Source organism: Shewanella sp. CG12_big_fil_rev_8_21_14_0_65_47_15 (assembly GCF_002783505.1).
Classification (GTDB): domain Bacteria; phylum Pseudomonadota; class Gammaproteobacteria; order Enterobacterales; family Shewanellaceae; genus Shewanella.
The window spans coordinates 98414-115973 of sequence record NZ_PFGL01000064.1; the positions used below are offsets into that span (position 1 = coordinate 98414).

The window sequence follows — 17560 nt, forward strand, 5'->3', positions numbered from 1 at the left end:
TGTGGGAAAAGCTAAAGCTTTGCTGCTTAAACAACTGGCCTGCTGCCCTCGCAATATGCCATCATACTTTCGTATAAAGGAACTATATGGCAATAAGGTCAATATCTTTAACTATGTGCAATGACAATGTTTTTTTTACAAAATACTTAATTAAGCTGATTACACTGACTTTGCTTTGGTGCTGCAGTTTACATATAACACTAGCCAGCACTGCAATAGCGACACAAACAGAGCAACTATTAGACGATTACCTAGAGTTAATCGTCGACAATCAGCCGGATGCCATTACCCGCTTAGAACAGATCCTTGCCCAACTGCCTCAAGACGTGCCGATAAGCACTAAAGTAAGGGCGTTCAGTTACCATATTCGCAATCACCTGATGTACCAACAAACTGATCTGGCACTGCAGCAGGCGGAACATTTACTGCAACTGGCATATGCTGCCGGGCTACAAGACGCCATTACTGAGGCTCTGTTAACACAATTTAATGTGTTGATGTATATACAAGAACAACATGCTATGCCGCAGTCACCCCGCTTGAATATCATCAAGTTGGCAACAGAACTCAACCAACAGTTAACCCAAACCAGAGACGCGCGGATACGCTATGTCGGCCATATCCTGTTGGCGGAGATGTATATGCACCAACAAAGCGATTATGAAACGGCCTTAACGCACTACTATTCCGCCTACGATATCATACAAAAAACAGCTGATAACCAAACGGTAAGGCGAACTATTCATCTGCTCGAACATATTGGCAGAATGCATTTAAGCCTGAATAATCCCGCCCTCGCCTATCCTTACATTAGCCAAGCGATAGATATCGCTATCCGGCATAACATCCAGCGACGGCTGGCTTTACTCTATCTGTTGAAAGGTTATACCGAAGAGCAACTGCAGCAGCCTGAGCAAGAACTGGCCAGTTTACAAACCGGGCTGGTTTGGGCTGAAAAAATGCAGGAGCAGAATACGGCAATAAGTATTATGCACAATATCGGCCTGTATTATCAGCAGAAAAAACTGTATGACAAAGCAGCAGCAATATTAAACGAGGCGCTACGCAAATCTGCGGCACTACATGATACGTACAACACCAACAATATTATGATGAGTCTAGGAATTGTTCAGGTTAAATCCGGTAACCAGCAACAGGGCATTGTACTTATCGAACAAAGCCTGCCGTATTTCAGGCAAACGTTAGACCAAGCCGCCCTGCATGATGTATTGGGAGAAGTTGCTAACAGCTATCAGCAGGCAGGTTTATTTAAGCAACAAGCTGATACGTTGCTAGAGCAAAGTCAATTAACCGAAGCGCTATTCCACACAGGGCAGGACGAACGCATTCAGGCACTGCAAAAACAATTTGACACCAGCCAGCTTGCACAAAAAGAACGGCAGCTAGAGCAGGAAAATGCGAATACCGCCAGCCAGACCGAATACAAAAGCCTGCAACATAAATTTATGCCGCTTCTTGTTATAGCCATATTATGCATAACCCTGCTGCTATGGCTGTTATGTCGCCGCCGGCGGTTTTGGCATAGCAAGCGATAACACCCGTTTCAGGCAATCAACTGGTGCGCTATCGCATAGCGCACCAAATCGGCATTGCTGTTCAAGCTCAGTTTTTTCATTAAGCGCATTTTATGCGTGCTAACCGTTTTACTGCTAATCGCCAGCTGTTCCGCAATCTCATTCAGGCTGATCCCCTTTGCCAACAGCAACATTATTTCAAACTCCCTCTCAGACAATTGTTCATGCTGTAAGCTACCTTTGTCATGACTGCTAGCAAACACCATTTGCTCGGCTAATTCTGGATCAATATAGCGCTTGCCCTGGGCAATTCGGCGGATTGCCGTCAGTAACTGCTCAGGCTCACTGTCTTTGGTAAGATAACCTGCCGCACCGGCATTCAGGGCTCGGCGGGCAATCTGTGGCTCGTTATGCATACTCAGCACCAACACAGGGATAGCCGGAAAATTGGCCACGATGCGGGTTATCAGGTTAGCACCACTGACGCCGGGCATAGACATATCCAGTAAAATGAGATCCACCTCAGCGGTACGCAACAACTCTAACAGCTCACCACCATTGCTTGCTTCATGTACCACAGTAACATCTGCTGTCAGCTGAAACATCCGCTTAATACCCTCGCGCACAATAGCGTGATCATCTGCCAACAATATCCTAATCATTTATTACTTCATCCTCTGCAATTCTAAACGTTAAACCGATCTCTGTACCATCATTGACCCGACTGCGCAAAGTCAGTTCACCACCAAGCATATATGCCCGTTCACGCATACCGGTGAGGCCATAACAATTCTGCTTTATTTCGTTGAGGTTAAAGCCTTTGCCATTGTCCGCTATGCTAAGAAAAAATTTTCTGTAGGAAACTGACAGTCTGATGATCACATGAGTCGCCTCTGCATGCTTCACAATATTGGTCAATGATTCCTGCACCACTCTGAACACAGCGGTCATATATTTATCACTCACCAGCTCCGGCACATCTGGGGAAATATCTAGCTGGCAACTAATACCGCTAGTGTTAGAAAACTCTTCCGCCAGCCACTCAAGTGCAAAGATTACTCCCATCTCTAATGGTGCAGGTCGAATACTGGTGACAATACTGCGCATTATGCTGATAGCCTTGTCGACCAGCGCTTTCAGTGCACGAATTCTTTGGGCTACAACGGGGCTCTGATCTGCACAAAGTACATCCATGCCGGAGATATCCAAACGTAATGCCGTCAGATATTGGCCCATGTCATCATGCAAATCGCGGGCAATTTGCTTACGTTCCTCTTCTCTTGCGGTTTCCAGCCGCGCGGCTAACCCCCGCAATTGCAAATTCACCTGGCCTAAGCGACGTAAAAAATATACCGTGAGCAGTAACAACAACAGGCTGCCGACCAACAAAGTAACAAGCCAGCTCTGTTGCAATTGTTTTTGCTTAATTTGCTGACTCTGTTGCAGATTCTGCTGGTTTAAGCTGTCGATATAGCGCTGCTGACGTTCCTGTTCATAACCGGACACGGCTTCGGACACATTGTGCTGTGCCATTTGTAACTTATGACTATTGATCAACTCTGATGACTGAACTCTCAGTGTATACGCTGCAGCGTAATCACTTTTGGCGGCCGCAATCGTTGCCAATAGGTCCAAATTCTGACTATGAAACATAATATCGTCCATCTGCTGCGCCGTAGCTAACGCCAGCCTTGCATCTTTCTCAGCCTTGTCAAACTCCTGTAGTTGTACATAGACATTACTGCGAGCAATCAGTGCATACCAGTACCCCAGCGCAGCAGGGTATTGCTGATAAATGCTGATGGCTTCAGTCAGTGCATCAAGGCTCTGTGCATAGCGCTGTTGATCTGTGTACATACGAGCCTGTGATAACAGCCCTATGCTTAAAGAAAATGGCGTGTGAAGCTGCCGGTACAACCCGATTGCTTGCTGCATTAAGGTTTCTGCGACACTAAACGCTGTACTGGTACCTGCTCTCGTTGCTAAGTCCTGCAAACTATAAGCTTCAAATAGTCTAGAAGGGATTTGCTCGGCCGTACGTAGCATCAGTTGGGAATACGCCAACGACTCGGTGTTGTGGTAGCTTTGTTCATAGGATAAGGACAGACCGCGATAAGCAAACGCGAGCGCCAACAAGTTTTCTGATTGTGCTGCTATTTCCATGGCCTGCAACGCCATTGTAACGGCTTCTTGCTCCCTGCCTCGCCGCCGATACGCCAACACCTGCCAGAACATGATTTCTGCAGTTAAGGCGGGATCATCCATTTTCGATAGTAATGCCGCACTGCGAAACGTCAGCTCTGTCGATAATTCAAGCCTGCCCTGACCTAAGACAATCTTAGCTAAATTCAACAATGCATCAGCCTGACCGATAGCATCGCTGCGCTGAGTGGCCAGCATTAACGCCTGATTACTATGCTGCTCAGCCTGAACACTGTCAGCCAGTAAAAACTCAAGCCGTGCCTGCAGATTAAGCAGTGGTATTTGTGTGCTATCGGTCGTGCTGTCCGTCAATTCGGCGCGCAACTGCTTTACTTCACGGTAAGCTGCAACGGGATCATTTTCTGCCATAATTCTCAGGTTATACAGCGAATTATCCGTCGAAGCGGCTAAAACGCGACCAGCAACCAGCAAAGCGGCAACTATTAGCATACAATAATAAGCAGCGTAGCTGGCTGCTTTACATCTGTTCAATCAACGACCCTTTCTGCATGCTGAATTCGGAAACAATCTAATTTAGAACATATCGAAATAAGGACGGTATTATAGTACTAATTCTATTTGTAAATATAGTGAGCATTTTCTGGGATACCAGCCCATGCCACTTGGCCGCTCTTCTATTTGACAATGGAGTGCACTCGCCAGTATCTGCATGATATTTCTCTGTTCAATCCATTTATACCCAAACAACCTGAAGATACAGGATTCAGCAGCTCATGTTAACAGAATGCTAACCCACTTTAGGTAAGGCCATTCATTGCTCCTGTATTAATGGCCTTCACATCATCCTTGGCGATTGCTGCTATTTGCGGAAAGTAAACTAAGTTAAAAATAACACATTAGACATAAAGATTTATAACGGCAGCAGTTTTTCATCGAGCAAACTCACCAGCAGTAACTCACCTTGGGCGTTCACCCTAAACTCGCCGTATTTAGCCGCACTAAAATGATCGGCTTGCCCTTCTTCAAAGAAAAAGCTGTTCGATGCGAGCTTGATTTGATTACCACGGGCTCGAAACTTTACCCGCAGTTGATCTTTACCGAGCGCTTGGTCAGTGTAAAAGTCCACAAAACGCGCCACTTTTTGCCCATCTACAGCCAACAATAACTGGCCCTGTATTTGTTGCGGCGCTAGGGCGCTACGCACATCGCGGGCAATGGCATATTCCAGCGCCATATAATCCCCCTGCATTAACGAGCGCGGGTCAACCGGCGCTAAGGCAAAACGCACGACTTGGCCGTGATTAAGCAGCTGTTCAAACTTGAAGATCCGCCAATTCACGCCAGCGAGAATCGCAACAGTCGTGAACAGTACTATGCCCAGCGCCCATTTATGTGAAGCCGACAGTTTTCCCAGACTATTTCCCATCACACAGTCTCCTTGGGATATACATTTGCCGGAAACAACCACCACATTAGCACCCTTGCCACCAGTAACAGCGCACCTAACCCCATTAAATAAGCAGATTTCAGCAGTAGTGTTGTTTCTAGGGAATAATAATATCCGCTGACAAACAACAGCGCCGACACCATTCCCATGCCCTTTAGCCAAGGCTCATTGCAATAATGGCCAAGCAAGATCAATAGAATCGCCGTCGCTAATCCCTGCATGGGTAAAGATAAACCGCTAATAACGATTAAACCGAGAAAACAGCCTATCGCCGCCAGTGAGCTGAGTGATTGTTGGCGTTCGCGGAAAATGGTGACCAATAAAAATCCGCAAATGCCAACAATAATCGACAGATGGATCAGCGTAAACCGCAGGCTTTGCTGCCAAGGGCTAAATAGCTCATCAAACAGGTTATCCATACTAAAAGCATGTAATAATTGAATATTTAAAAGTGTGAGCACGAACCCATAGCAAAGCATTCGCGCCCTTTGGTAGTGACGCCCAAGGCGATTAATATTCAGTAAAACGACACTAATGATGAAAGCAAATAGGCTTGGGCTAAGATTAAGTAAACCTAATTTTGCCATTAGACCCACCACACACCAGCTTGAACAAAATGCGAATACAAATTGCGCTAATCCATGCCTGAGCAAGCGCCATAACAGTAAAAAAAGCCCCGCCATACTCAGATACCAAGTGACGTTAAACTCATCGCCGAGTAATTCAAATACCCCCCACGCCACGCCGAGTGAACCACTCAAACTCGCGGCAAAGGCAAACTGTTGGATAAAGGTTCGTTGGGGCGCCGCAAAGTACAAGCCAAGCCCCAAAGCTAAATAGGCCAATCCAATAAACAGAGCGACATCAGCTTCGACTCGTTGAAAAATAGTGCCCAGAAGCGATGTCATAAAACCTAAAAGAAACCAGGCAGCAATCCAGGCTGCAAAGGCTTGCATCAAACCGATATACCAAGGCATATCATGACTTTCGGGCAGCATAGGCGAACTGACCAGTCCCTCGGAATATAGAGATTGCCACAACTGCTGGCTCGTTTGAGAAATGAGTCTAGACTCGCCACTAGCCAACGCGGTACTTTGCATATGATTTTTCGGGAGATGATTATTCATGGTTCCCTCCTCGCTTCCCATGGCTGGCGACCACTTGAGCCCCACTGGCGAATTTAAGATTCTGATTAACTTTTTTCAGCCACAGACTTAAGCCCGTACTGGCCAAAAGAATATAAAGTCCGATAAATAAGAATCCTCCTATGGGGTCGCTATCTTCAAAAATAAGCTTTATCAAAAAGATCGCAGTCACTGCGATAAGGCTAAAACCCCCCAATGCTAGGGGATAGATCTGTGGCAATAGGTAGTAAAATACATAAAATCCAAGCACAAGGTTCAAGATATAAATCCCGCTAACCCAGAGGTAAAAGCTGTCACTGCGATCAATATTGAGGATCAACCAGCTCACTAACCAAGTAAAACACCCCATAGCAAACATGGAACAGGCATATTGAAGAATTGGCGTATGCCAGCGGCCCACTTTGATATGGTCTAAATATGTAAAAACGTAATAAATGAGCGTGTTCAATAGTGCAAACACAAGTAACTGTATTTGCACATCCTCAAATGGCAGCCAGAAATCGGCAGATATATCAAAAAATAACCCTAAGCTGAGATTCACTAATCCCACAACCAACAACCATAGAGCGTCAAATCCCGCGATCCAAGCTAAGGGCAAGATGACGAGCGCCCACACAGCAAACAACTGCCAAGGATCTGCCCCGGTTTGATAGGTTTGTCCAACGAGGGCCAACAAACCACCGACTAGCACACAGGCCGCGAGCAATACGGCATTAGCGACCGTAGTCCCAAAAGGCTTGCCCTGGGATCTTGATACTGTAACGGATGGCGTGTTTGATGCGATTGATAGCTGACATGCGGCGCGGTAATAGAGCCATACAAATGCAGAAACAGCGAGGAGTATGGCCGTTTCTAGCAGCGCAAATTTGGCAAATCGGTCCAAGGATTGCCAATTATAAGCGAAGAAAAATATCACACCGCACACCAAACTTAATGCCCCAAACCACAATAACAACCCCGCAATCAGTGCTCGCCAGCGACTCGCATCGGGACGTACGGAAAGTCGATGATAAAGTTGATCCGCCTGCGCTGAGGTGATATATCCCTGTTCAAGCCATTCACACACTTGAGATGTTAAAGAGCCCAATATGAGATCTCCCTTCCGATAATAGAACTCGCCAGCACAAAATACGCATTGAGTGGTCCTAAGTGCAACAATTAATTGTATAAACTTGTATCGCACACAGGTAAGCTTAGATAACAATAGCGAACAGGAGAACTTATGCGGTTATGTACTTTCTACAGACTGCTGTTTTGCTTAATACTCAATAGCTGTGTGAGTATCACGGCATTTGCTCAGACTCAGATCACCCCCAAGCCGCTGATCCGAGTTGGAGGTTACCAATTTGCCCCCTACGTAAATCTTCAAATGGATGGCCGCTATACGGGTTTGACCCTAGATCTGATTAATGCCCTTAATCAGATCCAACAACAGATCACCTTCGAATTTGTCCCCACCAGCATAGAACACAGACATAAAGCCTATGCCGCCGAACGATTCGATATGATGCTATTTGAAGATCCCAGTTGGGGCTGGGAACAAACCAATATGCAGTTTATTCCCCTGAATATAAAGGATGGCGAGGTCTTTATCGCCCTAAAACATCGCGCAAAAGATCAGCTTTTCTTTGCGGATTTAACAGATAAATCTATGGTTTTAGTAAAGGGTTATCACTATACCTTCATCGGTGCTGAAACGGATAAGATGCCCTTGAAAAAGCACTTAGAACCGGTATTTGTCGCAAGCAATAAGGCCTCAATTGAGACGATTTTTCGCCAACGTGCCGATATTGCTCCCGTGACGCTCTCTTATCTCAATTATTACTTAACCCTTAATCCTGAAGAAAAGGATAAGCTATTAATTTCAAAGCAATGGGCACAACACTATCACCTTGGAGTGCTGTTAACCCCACATTCAACACTGAAGATTGACCAGCTCAAACATTGGCTTGGGTTACTCGAACAGAGCGGCAAACTGGCGACATTAGCCCAAGATTACGGATTCACACTCCCAGTCACAAAGCCTTAAAGTAGCGTGAGTTTTTGGCTAAATCGTCGCTCAGTTAAGATCAGGAGAGCAAAGGCCCAAGCATAGCTAACAGACTGATTAGCAAGAATACCAATGCTTGAATACTGAGCATGTGGCTACTATTAGGCGGGCTTAAGCTGGCAATATAAAACTGCCATATTGAAAAAATACCGTAATTGAGCCCTAAAAATAACAATAAACTGTAGGCATACATCCCAGGGATGATCTTAAGGCTACAGATCAGAAAAATCGCCGTTGAGGTCAGAAAAAACACCGACTGACAATGGAACAGACAACGCAAGATTTGCTTACTCTGCTCGCTCACATTGGCCCTAAGTAGCGGCGCCAGCAACATTTTTTGACCTTGTACCAAGTGGTAGCCGCACACCACCGCACTCAAAGCCGCAGCGGCCATCAAGCTTATTACCATTACCATTCTCACTCTATTCACACAGACAGGAATTAGGACCTGTATTAAGACCTGTAAAGGAGTATTCCTGTTTCACCGAGAAATGAAATAGATCACCACACTCGGTGATAGAAACAACAAAGGAGCCATAAAGCTCCTTAGTGATCACAGGCAATACAAAACCGATTTACATTGTCGCCATGGTCCAATAGTCCAGACGTTTTTGTGGATCGGCCAACAGGTTTTTACATTCTTCTTTATATTTACCCATCAAGGCACCTAAATTGCTGGAGCCGCCTAGGCTCTCAATTTGACGCGCCTTGGCATCGGCAACGGCTTGTGTTACCTCGGTTTCTGTTTGGTATTTTTTTGCGAGATTTTCGGCTTCAACTTTCGAGCTTTTTAAGCGCTCACCCACGGCCTGCATCTGTGGCGCATTCATCGCACTAATGGCTTCAGAACTTACCTGATAATAAGCCGCACACTCGATCGCTTCTTGAGTAAATGCTTTTTCTGCTTCATCGGCCCAGACTGTGGAACTCGCACTTAGCGCTAAGCTTGCGATGACTAACGCTTTTAACATGTTGTCTTTCCTTTTTATTAGCAATAATGAATAAACCTACTTAAGTGCAGAAGATATCTCAAGCTCATAGGTAAAAAAATCTTGATTACGGACAAAACCCAATCCCTCGTATAAGCCCTGTGCGCGAAGGTTCTCCCTTTGTGTTTCGAGGATCAAATAACACACATTATGGGTCCTAGCGTAATCCGCCGCTCGCTGCACTAATGCCCGCCCAATCCCGACACAGCGGGCATGCTGAGTCACAAACACATCGTTGAGGATTAATATAGGCGCCAAGTGCAGTGATGAAAAACTGGGATACAACTGCACAAACCCCAGGCCAATCCCTTGAGTATCCAGGGCAATAAACACCACCGATGAGTTATCTTGTAAACGAGTTCGAATAAACTGCTCTGCGGCAGCTAAGTTGTCACTACACCCATAAAACTGCCGGTATTCATTAAATAACACCGCAACCCCATGGCTGTGGGAAACATCTGCTTGAGTAATAATGCTTGCCATGGGTATTCCCTATCTTAATTACTGGACTAATGGCCTCTGTTGTAATCGAAATTGCAGACTACTTTTAACCGTTGCCCATTCAGTATCGATAATGGAGTAGACCACGGTATCACGAATGGTTCCATCCTTTAGGATCCGATTATTGCGCAATACCCCATCCTGCTTGGCACCGAGCCGAGCTATGGCTTGGCGCGAAGCCTGATTATGCCAATGGGTACGGAATTCAACGGCAATAGCCTCTAGGGTTTCAAAAGCAAAGGTTAACAGCAGCAATTTAGCTTCGGTATTAATCCCGGTGCGCTGGGCCCGTTTTGCATACCAAGTGTAACCAATCTCGAGGTGACGGTGCTCACTCTCCCAGTGGCAAATTCGCGTACAACCGACAATTTCCCCCGACACTCTATCGCGCACAGCAAAGGGAAAACTCTGACCCCGCGCTTGTTCTTCAAGTGCGTTGCTCACATAGGCTTTCATCTCACTCGGCTCTGGTACGCTGGTAAACCACAAACGCCAAAGCTCACCATCCACCACCGCTAAACTCAATGCCGCCACATGGGATAAAGACAAAGGTTCCAGCACCACATGTTCACCACTTAAACAACCTAAGCTATCTCCAATGCCCACAGTATCGCCTCCATTAGATAAGTTAAAAGTGTGTTGTTGCGCACATTTTTATCTAGCCTAACATTAATCGATAATAAAAAAACACTCTAATTTCAGCGTGATTGGATAAATTTATCCCATAGTCAGCGGTGTAGATTACCTAAAGCTTAAGATTGAATAAATGAGTAAAAGACAGCTAAAGGGTGTTTCGCATTTAGCTGCTTACTATCCGTTGCAGTTAAAAACCATGCACGCTATTACTCACCCTAAACCAACCAGCAATGCTGTTGCGTTGGGCCAAGGTTTGGCGCACTTCATGGGGAAAGCGTTCACTGAGAAAAATCACAAAATGCCCCATTTTAGGGGCGATACGTTCCAGTTCATTATCTTGTTCATCATAAATGATCAACTCGCCACAATCGGCTTCTTCCCAATGGGGGTTTAAAAAGAACACTGTGGTTAAGATGCGGTTTTGACTGCCTTTTAGCGCATCGACATGCTTCTTATAAAATGCCCCAGGCTGATATACCGCATAGTGGCTTTCATAGTCGAATAGCCCCATAAACAAGCGACGATTCAAGCCATTTTTGAGTTGCGTCATCAACTCCAGATATTGGGCATCGGGCTCGTTCTGCTCCTCTAGCCACTGTATTCTGTCGCGGCGAATATCGGGATTTAATTGTTGCTCGGCGCCACGGCCAATAGACGCAGCTTTTAGTTCATGTGCTTGTGTCGATTGAATTTTTTCCAATAGCACTTGGCTAATATGGGCAGGAACTAAGTCAGTTAAAAAAAGATAGCCTTTGTCTACTAAGGCGTCAGCGATCACATCCAGCATTGCTTCACTCAATTGCGAAACCATTTATGCTACATCCAAAATAAAGAAGCTACGCTTTTGCTGTACTCAAGGGCTCAAAATAAGGAAGGGTTGAGCCTGATTTTCGAGGGGCGTCGATACGGGACATAGAATATATCCCACAGTCAAATTTGGCGGAAGTGTAGAGTAAAGAAAGCGGAAAGACAAGATGATAAAAAAGGCTTGCAAGGTTGCCCTATCAAGCCTTTTCTCCTGTTACACCCGATCAATCAATCGACTAAACCGCGGCGCTTTAACAGTGCATCCGTTGTCGGTTTTTTACCGGTAAAGTGAATGTAATCTTGCATTAAATCTTCACTGTTACCTTTAGATAAGACTTCCTGACGGAATTTATCACCATTATCGGCTTTCAATCCACCCTGCTCGCCCATATAGGCAAAGGCATCGGCGGCAAACACTTCGGTCCACAAATAGGCGTAATACCCAGCTGAATAACCACCGGAGAAGGCATGGCTAAAGTAGCTCGACTTATAACGGGGTGGAATTGGCGCAAAATCGAGGCCGTGTTTAGCTAACACTTGGTGCTCAAACTGCTCTACATCGCTAATTTGCGTGTCGGCGCCGATAGAGTGCCATTCCATATCTAACAAGGCAGCTGACAGATACTCAACGGTATCAAAACCTTGGCCAAACTTATTTGAGGCTAAGATTTTATCGAGCAGTGCCTTAGGAATGGGCTCACCCGTTTTATAGTGTTTGGCATAGTTAGCAATCACAGCTGGGTCGATATTCCAATCTTCGTTAACCTGCGATGGGAACTCAACAAAGTCACGTGCGGTTGATGTACCAGCCACGCTTGGGTATTTCACCTGCGAGAATAAACCGTGAACCGCATGACCCATTTCATGGAACATAGTGGTCACTTCATCGAAGGTCATTAACGTTGGACCATCGGCTGGCTTAGGAATATTCAGCGCGTTATAGACAACGGGCTTAGTGCCGAGCAGACCGCTTTGGGTAACGAACTCATCCATCCACGCGCCGCCGCCTTTGCCTTCACGGGCATAAGGGTCAAGGTAGAATAAACCGATAGAACTGTTGTCTTTATCAAAGACTTCAAAGGCTAGGACATCGGGATGCCACACGGGTAAATCGGTACGCGCTTTTAAGCTGATGCCATACAGTTTATGCATAGCGAAAAACAGCCCGTCTTTCAGTACAGTATTAAACTCGAAATAAGGCTTAATACTGCTTTCATCGAGGGAGTATTTCTCTTGACGCACTTTGTCGGCATAGTAAGCCCAATCCCAAGGTTGCAGTTCGAAATCACCGCCCGCTTTTTTGATTTCAGCTTGAATATCAGCCGTTTCCACTTTGGCACGGGCTAAGGCTTTTGGCGCTAAATCATCGAGTATTTCATACACAGCGGCGGGGGTTTTCGCCATTTGATCGGCAACCGCATAGGATGCCCAAGTATCGAATCCCAATAAGTTGGCTTTTTTAGCCCGAATTTGCGCCATTTTAACAATCAATGGGCCATTGGTTGCAACGGCTCTATGCGCCGAGGTTTCCCATACTTTTTGGCGCAGTTCACGGTTGCTCAGACTAGTAAGTACAGGCTGGCGTGTCGTATTCACTAAGGTAATCAAATAGCCCTCTTTTCCTGCAGCTTTGGCAGCCGCGGCTAAGGTAGCGATTTCGCTGTCAGATAAACCGGCTAACTGGGCCTTATCCGTCACAACAATCACATCATCTTTAAATGATTTTAAGCTGTTTTGTGAAAAGTCAGTCGCTAAGGTTGCAAGCTCGGCGTTAAAGTCGCGCATCTTAGCTTTATCTTCAGCTGACAATTTTGCACCCGCGCGAACAAACTGCTCATAGTAGTATTCCACTAAACGCTGATCTTCCGCATTTAGGTTGCTCTTTTGTTGATATACGGCTTCTACACGGGCAAATAACGTCGGATCGAGATAAATATTATCGCGGTGGGCAGATAGCTTAGGCGCTAGATCCGCTTCGGTTTTCTGGAAATCATCATCAGAAATCAGACCGGCGAGATTAAAGAAGGTCCGTGACACCCGTATTAGTAATTCACCCGAGGTTTCCAGCGCCAGAATGGTGTTGTCAAAACTGGCCGCTTGCGTGTTATTCACAATGGCAGCGATTTCAGCATCATGGGCTTTAATGCCTTGCTCGAAGGCGGGAGCATAATCTGCCGTATGGATAAGGTTAAATTGTGGCGCTTGATCCTGCAGTGGACTCCTGCTCAGCAACACATTGGTTGCCTCTGCTTTAGCAGCGGTTTGAGTCGCTACGGCATTTTTGGCTTCATTGGCACTGGCGGCAGGCTTGTCTGAACAAGCGCCAAGTAACAAAGCCGCGGCCACGGCTGTGGTTATAACGGACTTACGCATATTAACTCCCTTGGATGTAGCTGCCCTTTCGTTTGTATTTTTAAGGTGAAAGGTGCGCGCTAACGGATTTTGGCTTTCAGTTTAAAACAGTCTGAATTAACGAACGCTTGTTGCTACTGTCGTCAATTTCGAGGAACTACCTTAACAAGTTACGCGCATTTCAGCCAAGTTTTACCCCGCCACTGCGACGCTAATTTGTATCACTTTATGTGTATTTCGAGTCTACATGTGCCTATGCCAACGCTAAGCTACAACTAAGGCGCAGCGATCCGTGCTAAGTGCTTGCGAGCAGAAGTAATGAGGATTAGCTAAAATTCAATGTAAAAAGAATTATTTAAAACAATACAACAGCATTTTTAAGCCAAACATCACGGTTATAGCTCAGCAGAACAAGCAAATAAAACGCCGTTTCTATAACAAATATTAATTCTTCTTAATAAACTTTTTGCTGTAATTATTTAAACCTCAATGTCACAAATAAAAGGCCAAGTGGCTCATTATTTAACCAGACGCACTCTAAGTCACAATTTGAAACAGCTTTTCTCCGATTAATGTCACATTCAGATCATCAAATGTCTTTATAATTCCCGCTCGTTAACTTAGCGGCAAATTAACTAACCGTTAAATGACGCTGAATTAACGGATGATGGGCATGCTCTTTACGGAACATGCGTTGGGGTCAAATAAATATAAATAGAGACAACTATGTTAAATAAAAAAATACTCGCTGTGATGATCACTGCAGCCCTTGGTGTCAGCGCCTGTGGCTCAGATGACGACACTATTAGTCAACCTAATGTTCAAGCCGATTTACGGGTTCTAGAAACCACAGATCTGCACACAAATATCATGGATTTCAACTACTACAGTGGTAAAGACGATCCCACTATCGGTCTTGCCCGCACCGCAAGCTTGATCCACGCCGCACGCAGCGAAGCCAAAAACAGCGTCCTCGTCGATAACGGCGATCTGCTACAAGGCAGCCCTATGGGCGATTATATGGCCAAAGTGGGCCTGCAAATGGGTGATGTTCACCCTGCATATAAAGCCATGAACCTATTAGATTATGAAGTCGGCAATATCGGTAATCATGAATTTAACTATGGTTTAGACTTCTTAAATAAATCCATTAGTGGTGCAGATTTCCCTTATATCAACTCGAACGTTTATTGCGCCGACGATAAGGGTTGCTGGAAAGAAGTGAAAAAAGGTGAGCATTTATTCACCCCTTATATCATCAAACAAAAAACCATTATCGACAGTGAAGGTAATAATCAAACCATCAACATTGGTTATATTGGGTTTGTGCCACCGCAAATTCTATTGTGGGATAAACAAAATCTGACGGGTAAAGTAACGGTCGAAGATATCGTCGAAACCGCGAAAAAATATGTTCCAGAAATGAAAGCCAAAGGGGCCGATATCATTATCGCCATTCCACACTCTGGCATTGGCTCGACGGAAAATCCTGGCGATCCTATGGCTGAAAACGCCACTTATGCTCTGACCTATGTTGACGGTATCGATGCGATACTCTTCGGCCATAGCCACTCTATCTTCCCAGATGCAAAATATGCAGACTTACCTAACACAGACGTGACTAAGGGTCTGTTAAATGGTGTGCCAGCCGTGATGCCTGGACGCTGGGGCGATAACTTAGGGGTAGTTGATTTTAAACTGGAGCGTAAAGACGGCAAATGGCATGTCATCAGCGCGAAAACCCAAGCCCGCCCTATCTATGATGGCGCCAATAAAGCCCCATTAGTTGAAGCGGATGCTGCCATTCACGATGCTGTAGCCGCCGAGCACCAAGGCACCCTCGCCTTTGTGGATGAACCTATCGGTGTCGCCGCAGCGGATATGTATAGCTTCCTGACCTTAGTGCAGGACGACCCAACGGTACAAATCGTTTCCGATGCACAAATCGCTAACGTGAAAGCGAAATTACCGGCAGCATTACAAGGACTGCCAGTGCTGTCAGCTTCAGCCCCCTTTAAAGCGGGCGGGCGCCACGGTACAACCAGCGATGCCGATCAATTTGTGCAAGTCGATAAAGGTCCACTGACCTTCAAAAACGCCGCCGATCTGTACCTGTATCCCAATACTATGGTGGCAGTCAAAGCAACGGGCGCCGAATTGAAAGATTGGCTCGAGTGCTCAGCGAACCAGTTCAATCAAATCGACCCAACAAAAACCACCCCACAAGGGTTAATCAACTGGGATGGTCATCCAACCTATAACTTCGACGTACTCGATGGCTTAACCTACAAGATTGATGTCACTCAACCGAGTAAGTTTGACCGCGATTGCGCTGTCGTTAATGCCAATGCGAACCGTATCGTTGATTTAAGCTATAAAGACGAAAACGGTAAAGTCATCACAGGTGAAGAATTTGCCGCGAAAGAGTTTATCGTCGCCTCAAATAACTATCGCGCCTTTGGTGGTAAGTTTGCCGGTACGGGTAGCGACCATGTCGTGCTTGAACTGCCCGATACCAACCGTGAGGCGTTAGCGGCTTATATCACAGCGCAATCACAGTACAACGAAACCACAGGTAAATACGAAGGTATGGTCAATCCAAGTGCCGATTACAACTGGGATTTCAAAACCATCACGACCAACGTCACCTTGGACGTTCGCTTCGAAACCCAAGACAGTGATAAAGCCGCTACCTTTATCGATGCCAATAAACAACGTGAAATGAAGAAGATCAGCAAGGATGAACTGGGTTTCGCCGTTTATAGCATCGACCTGACCAAATAAACGTTCAATCCCGAGATATCACACTCAAAAAGGCTCCCCGTGAGCCTTTTTTATTCCCTGCAGATAAAATTAACGCTAATCTGCGTTTCCTCTAAATGTCTTTTCGCCATTGATCCATCCCGCAGGCTTTGTACCACCAAATATCTGTCTTATTATTTAACTTAGCGATGTACTCGTAACAACAGAGAAAGCTTATGAAATATCAACCAATTTTATGTGCCACGGCATTAATGCTGGGCACGGTTCAACCAGCAGCGGCCGATGTTAATCTCAATCTGCCTAAAAATGCTGAGGTATTAACGGTCAATGGCAAGCCAGCAGTAAAGAGTAGCAACCTCGTTTTAGCCGATGGGATCAATCAAATTGCCTTTCGTTATGCCGCGCAATTCCGGCAACAAGCTGACTCAGTGCATTATCTCTCCGACGTGATCATCTTCCGTTTTGATGCATCAGCACAGACACTCACCCTGAGACTTCCCGCCATCAACTCAGCCAGAGAGGCCAAGAAATTTGATGAGTCACCCAAGCTGACACTATTAAGCGCTCAAGATGAAGCCGTGAGTTTTACCAGCGATAAATTAATTAAGAATGGCATCCAACTGGGACGGGATTTCGAACACGAGATACTGCAGTACAACCTTAGCAATCATCCGGCTTCATTAAATCTCACGATGAATACCGCAACAACGCAAGCAAGCGACGCCATTGCACCAGTATTGGCAAGCCAACCACAAATACACCAAACAGCAACAGTCACATCCACGAGCTTGATCGCACCAGCAGTGATGTCGTCAACGGCCGCAGTGGTCAATGACAAGGCTCAGCAAATCACTCCTGCGACACCTCCTAGCCAAGCTGAAATCAGTCAAATGCTTGATTACTGGTATAAACAGGCCAACGACAATACCAAAGCCAGCTTCAAAGCCAAAATCAATAAAGAGTGATTCCTTCAGTAATACGCTAGCGTTATAGAGGATATCCAAACCGCCAGCTTAGTGCCACACATGAACTGGCGGCTCTATTCAGTTCGTAAAATTAGAATTCACAGCTTAATATCATTTCAAACAATAAAACGATTTTAAAAACGCTAAAACATGTAAATCGCAGATGCAAAAAAGCCAGCTTATTCAGCTGGCTTCGTTACATCTCAA

General features: G+C 45.6%; 15 protein-coding genes. 4 read left to right on the forward strand and 11 right to left on the reverse strand.

The window, feature by feature from the left end; all coding sequences use genetic code 11:
* The first annotated feature begins 86 nt into the window (after window positions 1-86).
* On the forward strand, window positions 87-1556 hold the full coding sequence (locus tag COW15_RS18360; protein WP_293634794.1) for a hypothetical protein: 1470 nt from the start codon (window positions 87-89) through the stop codon (window positions 1554-1556).
* A gap of 8 nt (window positions 1557-1564) precedes the next feature.
* On the opposite strand, the gene COW15_RS18365 is transcribed toward COW15_RS18360, so the two are convergent.
* The 5 genes from COW15_RS18365 to COW15_RS18385 all read right to left on the reverse strand — a co-directional run bounded on the left by COW15_RS18365 (window position 1565) and on the right by COW15_RS18385 (window position 7377).
* The gene (locus tag COW15_RS18365; RefSeq protein WP_293634796.1) at window positions 1565-2197 is read right to left on the reverse strand and encodes a response regulator transcription factor; all 633 of its coding nucleotides are present in this window, start codon (window positions 2195-2197) and stop codon (window positions 1565-1567) included.
* Window positions 2190-4229 (reverse strand): sensor histidine kinase, encoded by a 2040-nt coding sequence (locus COW15_RS18370; RefSeq protein ID WP_293634798.1) that lies wholly within the window; start codon window positions 4227-4229, stop codon window positions 2190-2192. The genes COW15_RS18365 and COW15_RS18370 overlap by 8 nt, the downstream gene beginning before the upstream one ends.
* A 379-nt stretch (window positions 4230-4608) precedes the next feature.
* Complete coding sequence (locus tag COW15_RS18375) at window positions 4609-5124, reverse strand: GDYXXLXY domain-containing protein (protein WP_293634801.1); 516 nt, start codon at window positions 5122-5124, stop codon at window positions 4609-4611.
* Window positions 5124-6245: a DUF4401 domain-containing protein gene (locus tag COW15_RS18380; RefSeq protein WP_363700713.1), complete on the reverse strand. Its 1122-nt coding sequence runs from the start codon at window positions 6243-6245 to the stop codon at window positions 5124-5126. Before COW15_RS18380 ends, COW15_RS18375 begins: the two co-directional genes overlap by 1 nt.
* A 19-nt stretch (window positions 6246-6264) precedes the next feature.
* Window positions 6265-7377: a DUF2157 domain-containing protein gene (locus COW15_RS18385; protein WP_293634805.1), complete on the reverse strand. Its 1113-nt coding sequence runs from the start codon at window positions 7375-7377 to the stop codon at window positions 6265-6267.
* Between the two features lie 135 nt (window positions 7378-7512).
* Between COW15_RS18385 and COW15_RS18390 the strand changes: the two genes are divergently transcribed.
* Window positions 7513-8319 (forward strand): transporter substrate-binding domain-containing protein, encoded by an 807-nt coding sequence (locus COW15_RS18390; RefSeq protein WP_293634807.1) that lies wholly within the window; start codon window positions 7513-7515, stop codon window positions 8317-8319.
* 40 nt (window positions 8320-8359) lie between these two features.
* Here the strand turns inward: COW15_RS18390 and COW15_RS18395 are convergent, their stop codons facing one another.
* The 6 genes from COW15_RS18395 to COW15_RS18420 all read right to left on the reverse strand — a co-directional run bounded on the left by COW15_RS18395 (window position 8360) and on the right by COW15_RS18420 (window position 13646).
* The gene (locus COW15_RS18395) at window positions 8360-8749 is read right to left on the reverse strand and encodes a hypothetical protein (protein WP_293634826.1); all 390 of its coding nucleotides are present in this window, start codon (window positions 8747-8749) and stop codon (window positions 8360-8362) included.
* A gap of 166 nt (window positions 8750-8915) precedes the next feature.
* Window positions 8916-9311, reverse strand: a complete 396-nt coding sequence (locus COW15_RS18400; protein ID WP_293634809.1) for a hypothetical protein — start codon at window positions 9309-9311, stop codon at window positions 8916-8918.
* 36 nt (window positions 9312-9347) lie between these two features.
* The gene (locus COW15_RS18405; RefSeq protein WP_293634811.1) at window positions 9348-9812 is read right to left on the reverse strand and encodes a GNAT family N-acetyltransferase; all 465 of its coding nucleotides are present in this window, start codon (window positions 9810-9812) and stop codon (window positions 9348-9350) included.
* Between the two features lie 18 nt (window positions 9813-9830).
* The gene (locus COW15_RS18410) at window positions 9831-10436 is read right to left on the reverse strand and encodes a GNAT family protein (RefSeq protein ID WP_293634813.1); all 606 of its coding nucleotides are present in this window, start codon (window positions 10434-10436) and stop codon (window positions 9831-9833) included.
* Between the two features lie 217 nt (window positions 10437-10653).
* Window positions 10654-11277 (reverse strand): 2OG-Fe(II) oxygenase, encoded by a 624-nt coding sequence (locus COW15_RS18415; protein ID WP_293634815.1) that lies wholly within the window; start codon window positions 11275-11277, stop codon window positions 10654-10656.
* A 224-nt stretch (window positions 11278-11501) separates the two neighbouring features.
* A complete protein-coding gene (locus tag COW15_RS18420; RefSeq protein ID WP_293634817.1) occupies window positions 11502-13646 on the reverse strand; it encodes a M3 family metallopeptidase in 2145 nt (714 codons plus the stop codon).
* A gap of 705 nt (window positions 13647-14351) precedes the next feature.
* Between COW15_RS18420 and COW15_RS18425 the strand changes: the two genes are divergently transcribed.
* A complete protein-coding gene (locus COW15_RS18425; RefSeq protein ID WP_293634819.1) occupies window positions 14352-16409 on the forward strand; it encodes a bifunctional 2',3'-cyclic-nucleotide 2'-phosphodiesterase/3'-nucleotidase in 2058 nt (685 codons plus the stop codon).
* 194 nt (window positions 16410-16603) lie between these two features.
* Window positions 16604-17353 (forward strand): DUF2057 domain-containing protein, encoded by a 750-nt coding sequence (locus COW15_RS18430; protein ID WP_293634821.1) that lies wholly within the window; start codon window positions 16604-16606, stop codon window positions 17351-17353.
* Window positions 17354-17560: the final 207 nt, after the last annotated feature.

Coding starts and splice junctions, on each gene's coding strand:
- COW15_RS18360 (WP_293634794.1), top strand. CDS start 87: ATGGCAATAAGGTCAATATCTTTAACTATGTGCAATGACAATGTTTTT.
- COW15_RS18365 (WP_293634796.1), bottom strand. CDS start 2,197: ATGATTAGGATATTGTTGGCAGATGATCACGCTATTGTGCGCGAGGGT.
- COW15_RS18375 (WP_293634801.1), bottom strand. CDS start 5,124: ATGGGAAATAGTCTGGGAAAACTGTCGGCTTCACATAAATGGGCGCTG.
- COW15_RS18380 (WP_363700713.1), bottom strand. CDS start 6,245: ATGCAAAGTACCGCGTTGGCTAGTGGCGAGTCTAGACTCATTTCTCAA.
- COW15_RS18390 (WP_293634807.1), top strand. CDS start 7,513: ATGCGGTTATGTACTTTCTACAGACTGCTGTTTTGCTTAATACTCAAT.
- COW15_RS18395 (WP_293634826.1), bottom strand. CDS start 8,749: ATGGTAATAAGCTTGATGGCCGCTGCGGCTTTGAGTGCGGTGGTGTGC.
- COW15_RS18400 (WP_293634809.1), bottom strand. CDS start 9,311: ATGTTAAAAGCGTTAGTCATCGCAAGCTTAGCGCTAAGTGCGAGTTCC.
- COW15_RS18405 (WP_293634811.1), bottom strand. CDS start 9,812: ATGGCAAGCATTATTACTCAAGCAGATGTTTCCCACAGCCATGGGGTT.
- COW15_RS18415 (WP_293634815.1), bottom strand. CDS start 11,277: ATGGTTTCGCAATTGAGTGAAGCAATGCTGGATGTGATCGCTGACGCC.
- COW15_RS18420 (WP_293634817.1), bottom strand. CDS start 13,646: ATGCGTAAGTCCGTTATAACCACAGCCGTGGCCGCGGCTTTGTTACTT.
- COW15_RS18425 (WP_293634819.1), top strand. CDS start 14,352: ATGTTAAATAAAAAAATACTCGCTGTGATGATCACTGCAGCCCTTGGT.
- COW15_RS18430 (WP_293634821.1), top strand. CDS start 16,604: ATGAAATATCAACCAATTTTATGTGCCACGGCATTAATGCTGGGCACG.